This window comes from Rhizorhabdus sp., assembly GCF_018006725.1.
In the GTDB taxonomy this organism is placed as follows: domain Bacteria; phylum Pseudomonadota; class Alphaproteobacteria; order Sphingomonadales; family Sphingomonadaceae; genus Rhizorhabdus.
In genome coordinates this window covers 1-6,270 of sequence record NZ_JAGMXV010000249.1, presented here as the reverse complement: position 1 = coordinate 6,270, position 6,270 = coordinate 1, and the positions used below count along the sequence as shown (strand labels likewise).

8 protein-coding genes are annotated in these 6,270 nt (G+C 64.5%); 4 read left to right on the top strand and 4 right to left on the bottom strand.

What is annotated here, in order from left to right; genetic code table 11:
* The coding region (locus KAY22_RS22830; RefSeq protein WP_296625480.1) for a cbb3-type cytochrome c oxidase subunit I at positions 1 to 1,267 on the bottom strand (1,267 nt) is incomplete at its 3' end.
* Positions 1,268 to 1,278: 11 nt separating this feature from the next.
* Positions 1,279 to 2,286 (bottom strand): cytochrome c oxidase subunit II, encoded by a 1,008-nt coding sequence (gene coxB, locus KAY22_RS22825; protein ID WP_296625479.1) that lies wholly within the window; start codon positions 2,284 to 2,286, stop codon positions 1,279 to 1,281.
* 192 nt (positions 2,287 to 2,478) lie between these two features.
* On the opposite strand from coxB, the gene pyrE reads away from it, so the two are divergent.
* Genes pyrE through lepB form a run of 4 tightly spaced genes read left to right on the top strand, consistent with a single transcriptional unit; the run spans position 2,479 to position 5,112 of the window.
* Entirely contained in the window at positions 2,479 to 3,069 is a 591-nt protein-coding gene (gene pyrE, locus KAY22_RS22820; protein WP_296625478.1) for an orotate phosphoribosyltransferase, read from the top strand.
* Between the two features lies 1 nt (position 3,070).
* Positions 3,071 to 3,805, top strand: coding sequence for a pyridoxine 5'-phosphate synthase (locus tag KAY22_RS22815; RefSeq protein ID WP_296625477.1), 735 nt, complete (start codon positions 3,071 to 3,073; stop codon positions 3,803 to 3,805).
* Positions 3,802 to 4,203, top strand: coding sequence for a holo-ACP synthase (acpS, locus tag KAY22_RS22810; RefSeq protein ID WP_296625476.1), 402 nt, complete (start codon positions 3,802 to 3,804; stop codon positions 4,201 to 4,203). Before KAY22_RS22815 ends, acpS begins: the two co-directional genes overlap by 4 nt.
* Positions 4,204 to 4,239: 36 nt before the next feature.
* Positions 4,240 to 5,112, top strand: a complete 873-nt coding sequence (gene lepB / locus KAY22_RS22805; RefSeq protein WP_296625481.1) for a signal peptidase I — start codon at positions 4,240 to 4,242, stop codon at positions 5,110 to 5,112.
* 30 nt (positions 5,113 to 5,142) lie between these two features.
* Here lepB and KAY22_RS22800 read toward each other — a convergent pair whose 3' ends face one another.
* Both KAY22_RS22800 and KAY22_RS22795 read right to left on the bottom strand, forming a co-directional pair.
* Positions 5,143 to 5,691, bottom strand: coding sequence for a hypothetical protein (locus KAY22_RS22800; protein WP_296625475.1), 549 nt, complete (start codon positions 5,689 to 5,691; stop codon positions 5,143 to 5,145).
* Positions 5,692 to 5,805: 114 nt separating this feature from the next.
* The coding region (locus tag KAY22_RS22795) for an FKBP-type peptidyl-prolyl cis-trans isomerase (RefSeq protein ID WP_296625474.1) at positions 5,806 to 6,270 on the bottom strand (465 nt) is incomplete at its 5' end.

The window sequence follows — 6,270 nt, the reverse complement described above, 5'->3', positions numbered from 1 at the left end:
CATAGTGGAAGTGCGCGACCACATAATAGGTGTCGTGCATATAGTTGTCGACGCCGCCGTTCGCGAGGACGACGCCCGTGACGCCGCCGACGGTGAACAGGAAGATGAAACCGATCGCCCAGAGCATCGGCGTCTTGAAGCTCATCGAGCCGCCCCACATTGTCGCGATCCACGAGAAGATCTTGATGCCGGTCGGAACCGCGATGACCATCGTGGCGGCGGTGAAGTACATCTTCGTGTCGACCGACAGGCCGGTCGTGAACATGTGGTGCGCCCACACGACGAAACCGACGACGCCAATCGCGACCATGGCATAGGCCATGCCGAGATAGCCGAAGATGGGCTTCTTCGAGAAGGTCGAGATGATGTGGCTGACGATGCCGAAGCCCGGCAGGATCATGATGTACACTTCGGGGTGACCGAAGAACCAGAACAGGTGCTGGTACAGAACCGGATCGCCGCCGCCCGACGCATCATAGAAGGTCGTGCCGAAATTGCGGTCCGTCAGCAGCATCGTGATCGCGGCCGCGAGGACCGGGAGGGCCAGCAGCAGCAGGAAGGCGGTGACCAGCACCGACCACACGAACAGCGGCATCTTGTGCAGGGTCATGCCCGGCGCGCGCATGTTGAAGATGGTGGTGATGAAGTTGATCGCACCCAGGATCGACGAGGCGCCCGCGAGGTGGAGAGCGAGAATGCCCATGTCCACGGCCGGACCGACCGAGCCGCTGGTCGACAGCGGAGCATAGACCGTCCAGCCCGTGCCGGCACCGTTACCGGTGCCACCTGCGAAGAAGGTCGAACCGAGCAACAGGGTGAAGGCCGGGATCATCAGCCAGAAGCTGATGTTGTTCATGCGCGGGAAGGCCATGTCCGGCGCGCCGATCATGATCGGGACGAACCAGTTGCCGAAGCCGCCGATGATGGCGGGCATGACCATGAAGAAGACCATGATCAGGCCGTGCGCGGTGATCAGCACGTTCCACATGTGGAGCGCGGTATCCATATCGGGCGCGCCGCCCATCATCTGCGTCCAGATCGGCAGGAACTGGATGCCAGGGTGCGCAAGCTCGGCGCGCATCAGACCCGAAATCGCGCCACCGACGATGCCGGCGAAGATCGCGAAGATCAGGTAGAGCGTGCCGATGTCCTTGTGATTGGTGGACATGAACCAGCGCTGGAAGAACGCCGGCTTGTGATCGGCATCATGGTGCGCATGATCGTCATGCGCCTGGAAATGCGATGCGTTTGCGGTGATGTCAGTCATCGGATCGTGCCTTAGTTCTGCGCAGTTGCAGGCTGGGACGTCGCCGGAGCCGCGGGAGCGGCTTCCGTGGCGGGCGCGGCCGGCTCGGCAGCGGCAGGCGCCGCCGGGACGGCTGCCTCGGCAACCTTCTCACCCGGAAGCGAGCCGCCCTTGGAGCGAACCCACTCCGCGAACTTCTCCTTGGAGACCACCTCGACCGCGATCGGCATATAGCCATGGCGGGCGCCGCAGAGCTCCGAGCACTGGCCGTAATAAAGGCCTTCGCGCTCGGCCTTGAACCAGGTTTCGTTCAGACGGCCGGGAACGGCGTCCATCTTGGTCCAGAAAGCCGGAACCGCCCAGCTGTGGATCACGTCGTTCGACGTCACGATCATCTTCACGACCGAATTGACCGGAACGACGACACGCTCGTCGACTGCCAGCATGCGCGGCTCGCCACGCTTCTTGGCTTCGGCGTCGGGCAGCATGTTCGAGACGAGCTCGAAGTCGCCGTTATCCGGATATTGGTAGGTCCAATACCACTGGTTACCGATCGCCTTGATGGTGAGGTCGGCCTTGGGCTGTGCGTATTGCGCGGCCACCAGGCGGATCGACGGAACCGCGATCACCAGCAGGATCAGGACCGGGACGAGCGTCCAGACGATCTCGATCAGGGTGTTGTGCGACGTCCGCGACGGCACCGGATTGGCCTTCGCGCGAAAGCGAATCACGGCATAGACCAGGAGCAGCAGAACGAAGATCGTGATGATCGTAATGATCGGCATCAGCAGGCTGTCATGCAGCCATTGCGCGTCTTCGCCGACTTTCGTCACCTGGGGCTGAAGCTTGAAACCGCCGGGAATCGGCTGGCCGATGTCGGCTTCCGGCGCACGATGCTGGAAGGCCGGAGCGGCCGGAGCCGCAGCGGCAGGCGCTGCTGCCTCGGCGGTCGGCGCCGCCGGTACTGCCTCCTGCGCATACAGCGCAGCCGGCGTCGAAGCCAGCGAGAGCGCCATCATAATAGTCTTCAACGTCTTCATTTCACCCCCGTGAAGCACGAAGTGCGCGTGCCTTCCTGTTGTCGGGCCCTACGAATTCCAGCGCCTTATAAGCGCGGCTCCCGGCAGCCTCAAGCACCGCTTGGCTCCGAATGCAAGCAGTTGAAGCGATAATATCATCTCACTATCTGGTCGCATTGCTGCCCGCTCGCAGCGCAAAACAGGATCCCGACAATGAACGACGAACAGGTGCTGGCCGAATTCCGTGCCGCCGAGGCGCTCCTCGAAGGCCACTTCATCCTGTCGTCGGGACTGCGCAGTTCGCGTTATCTCCAATGCGCGCGCGTCTTGATGAATCCCGCCCGGGCAGCGCGCCTCGCAGAGGCTTTGTCTTTGAAAATCCCTGATAAAATAAAAATTCAGCTAAGCGCCGTCGTCTCACCGGCCATGGGCGGCGTGATCGCCGGGCATGAAATGGGACGGGCGCTGGGGCTCGATGCGATGTTCGTCGAACGGCCCGAAGGAATTTTCCACCTGCGTCGCGGCTTCCGGCTCGAGCCAGGGCAGAAGGTGCTGCTGATGGAAGATGTCGTGACGACCGGCCTGTCCTCAAGGGAAGCCATCAAAGCGGTCGCCGAAGCCGGTGGCGAAGTCATCGCCGCCGCGTCGCTGGTCGACCGCTCGAACGGCACAGCCGACCTGGGCGTGCCCTTCTTCCCATTGATAAAGCTCGACGTCCCCACCTATGCGGCGGACGCACTGCCGCCCGAACTCGCCGCCATCCCGGCGGTGAAGCCCGGCAGCCGCGCTGCGGCGGCCGCATAGCATGGGCACCCTCAACCGGCTGCGCCTTGGCGTCAACATCGACCATGTCGCCACGATTCGTAACGCGCGCGGCGGCCTCCATCCCGATCCGATCCGCGCGGCCCAGATCGCCAGCGCGGCCGGAGCCGACGGAATCACCGCGCATCTGCGCGAGGACCGGCGCCACATCATGGACGAGGACATCGCCGGGCTGATCGGCGGCATCGCCCTGCCCCTCAACCTGGAAATGGCGGCGACCGAGGAGATGGTCGCGATCGCCCTGCGCCATCGCCCCCATGCTGCCTGCATCGTGCCCGAGCGCCGCGAGGAAGTGACAACCGAAGGTGGCCTCGACGCTGCCGGCCAGCACAACCATCTGAAGCCGCTGATTTCGGAACTGCGCGCTGCCGGCATCCGCGTCAGCCTGTTCATCGAGCCCGACGCCCGGCAGCTCGATGCAGCGGCCTCGCTGGGCGCGCAGGTCGTCGAATTCCACACCGGACGCTACGCCCATAGCGAAGGCGATGAGCGCGCGGTGGAGCTGCGCCGCATCGCCGAGGCTGCGGCGCTGGCGGTCAAGAACGGCATCGAGCCGCATGCCGGCCATGGGCTGACCTTCGACAATGTCACGCCGATCGCGGCCATTCCCCACATCGCCGAACTCAACATCGGCCACTTCCTGATCGGCGAGGCGATCTTCGAGGGGCTGGGTCCCGTCGTCCAGCGGATGCGCCAGTTGATGGACGAGGCGCGGTGATCGTCGGGATCGGATCCGATCTCTGCAACATCGAGCGCATCCAGGGCTCGCTGGACCGGTTCGGCGAGCGGTTCGTCAATCGGGTCTTCACCGATATCGAGCGGGCTAAGGCCGAACGCCGCGTGCTGACCCGCGCCGCAACCTATGCGAAGCGATTCGCGGCCAAGGAAGCCTTCTCCAAGGCGGTCGGCACCGGCTTCAAGGCGGGCGTGTTCATGAAGGACATCGGCGTCGCCAATCTGCCGAGCGGCGCACCGACCCTGGTTTTGACCGGCGGCGCCAAGGCAAGGCTTGACGCGTTGACGCCACCGGGCCACGCCGTGGACGTTCACCTTACGATGACGGACGATCATCCCTGGGCGCAGGCGTTCGTCATCCTCTATGCCCGCCCCTTGTGAGGAGGAGATCGCGTGAGCGATCGACCGAGTGACCCCATGGACAATGCCAGCGACGTTCCCGCTCCCACGGTGGAGGCTCCGGCCGCGCCGAAGAAGGAGGGGACCGACTGGTGGGCCGAAATCCGCGGCATCTTCTGGCTGATCCTCGCGGTGCTGGGCTTTCACAGCTTCATCGCCAAGCCCTTCTACATCCCGTCCGAATCGATGATGCCCACGCTGATCACCGGCGACCGCCTCGTCGTGACGAAATATCCTTATGGCTGGTCCTATGTGTCGCCCAGCTTCCACATCCTGCCCTTCATCAAGGGACGGCTGTTCGGGCGCCTGCCCGAGCGCGGCGACATCGTGATCCTCAAGCCCCCGCAGTCGGATACCGACTTCATCAAGCGCGTCATCGGCCTGCCGGGCGACCGGCTCGAGGTGCGCGGCGGCGTGGTCGTTCTCAACGGCGTCCCCGTGAAGCGCGTGCCCGAAAGCCCGGCAATGATCGCGGTCGACGCCAATGTCAGCTGCAGCGAGCCCGAGGTCGCGCGTTTCCGTACGGTCGGGCCTGACGGCAAGCTTTATTGTGCGCTCCCCCGCTTCCGCGAAACGCTGCCCAATGGCCGCAGCTATGACACGCTCGATCTCGGCTACATGCCCGAGATCGACGATTATCCGGCGATCACCATCCCGGCCGATCATATCTTCGTGATGGGTGACAATCGCGACCAGTCGGCCGACAGCCGGGTGCCCGCCTATCGCAATGGCCTAGACGGCCCGGTTCCGTTCGAGAATATCGGCGGCCGCGCCGAGTTCATCACCTTCTCGCTCGACGGCACGACCAAGCTGTGGAACCCGATCAGCTGGTTTACCGCGCTGCGCGGTGGTCGCGCGGGCACCAGCCTGCACCCGCAGGAAAGCCGCTGATGGCGCGACGGCGGTCCCCCGGAATCGCCGTCAATCAGCCTTCGCAGGTGCTGGGCAGATAACCTTGCGAACCACATAGCCGGCAAAGGGCTTCTCGGTACCGTCCGCCGCACGGGCGACGATGTCCCACCGCAGAGCCTGCCCCTGCGGACGCCAGCGATTGATAAAAGTCGCATCGGGATAGGCATAGCCGATGTCGAACCCCTCGCCGCTCACCGCGCCCTTACCGGTCGCGGCATACCCGCCACCGAAACTGTCCGCCCAGTAGCCCGTGAGCACAGGATCCGCCTTTTCACCGTCGGGCGTCGAGGCACCCAGCGTCAGGTGGGCGGCGTAGCGATCCGTCGGATCGTCGACGGCGCGGCTCTCTGCATCGACGATCATCAAGGCATCGAGCGCAGCGAGGCTGGCGCGGATCGCCATCGTGACCGGCTTGCCCATCACCCGCCCCTCGCCCGTCCAGCAGCCTTCGATCGCCCTCAGCGATGCAGGCAGGAGCGGCTCGTCTGCTGCATGAACGGGCGAGGCGACCGCCAGGGCAGCCGGGGCGAGACGTAGAGCAATGGGGATGAAGGACATGATGGGCTCCGAGGCTCGCTGCTCAGCCCTGCGCAAGGCGACGACGGGGCACAAAAAGAAAGGGGCCGCATCGCTGCGACCCCCGTCCTCTCCTATTGCGTCGGAAGGCAGGCCTTACATGCCGCCATGGCCGGAGGGCATCATGCCGCCCATGCCGAGCGTCTCGGGCGAGAGCACTTCCTTGAGCTTGACGTCGAAGACGACGATCGAGTTCGGCGGAACCTTGCCGGGGATGCCGCCGGGACCGAAGGCCAGCTCAGGCTTCATCCAGAAGCGATATTTGGCGCCGCTGTTCATCAGTTGAAGCCCCTCGGTCCAGCCACCGATCATGCCCTGAAGCGGCATCGGCGACGGACCGCCATGACGCGCGCTCGATTCGAACACGTCGCCATTAGGCAGTTTGCCCTCGAAATCCACGAGGACGAGGTCGTTGACGGTCGGCTTGCGGCCGCTGCCCTCTTCGAGGACGCGGTACTGAAGGCCCGACGCCGTCTCGACGACGTTGCCGCCGCGATTCGATGCCAAGAACTCTTCCGGGGCCATCGCCATGACGACCTGGCTCTGGGTGCTGACATAAGC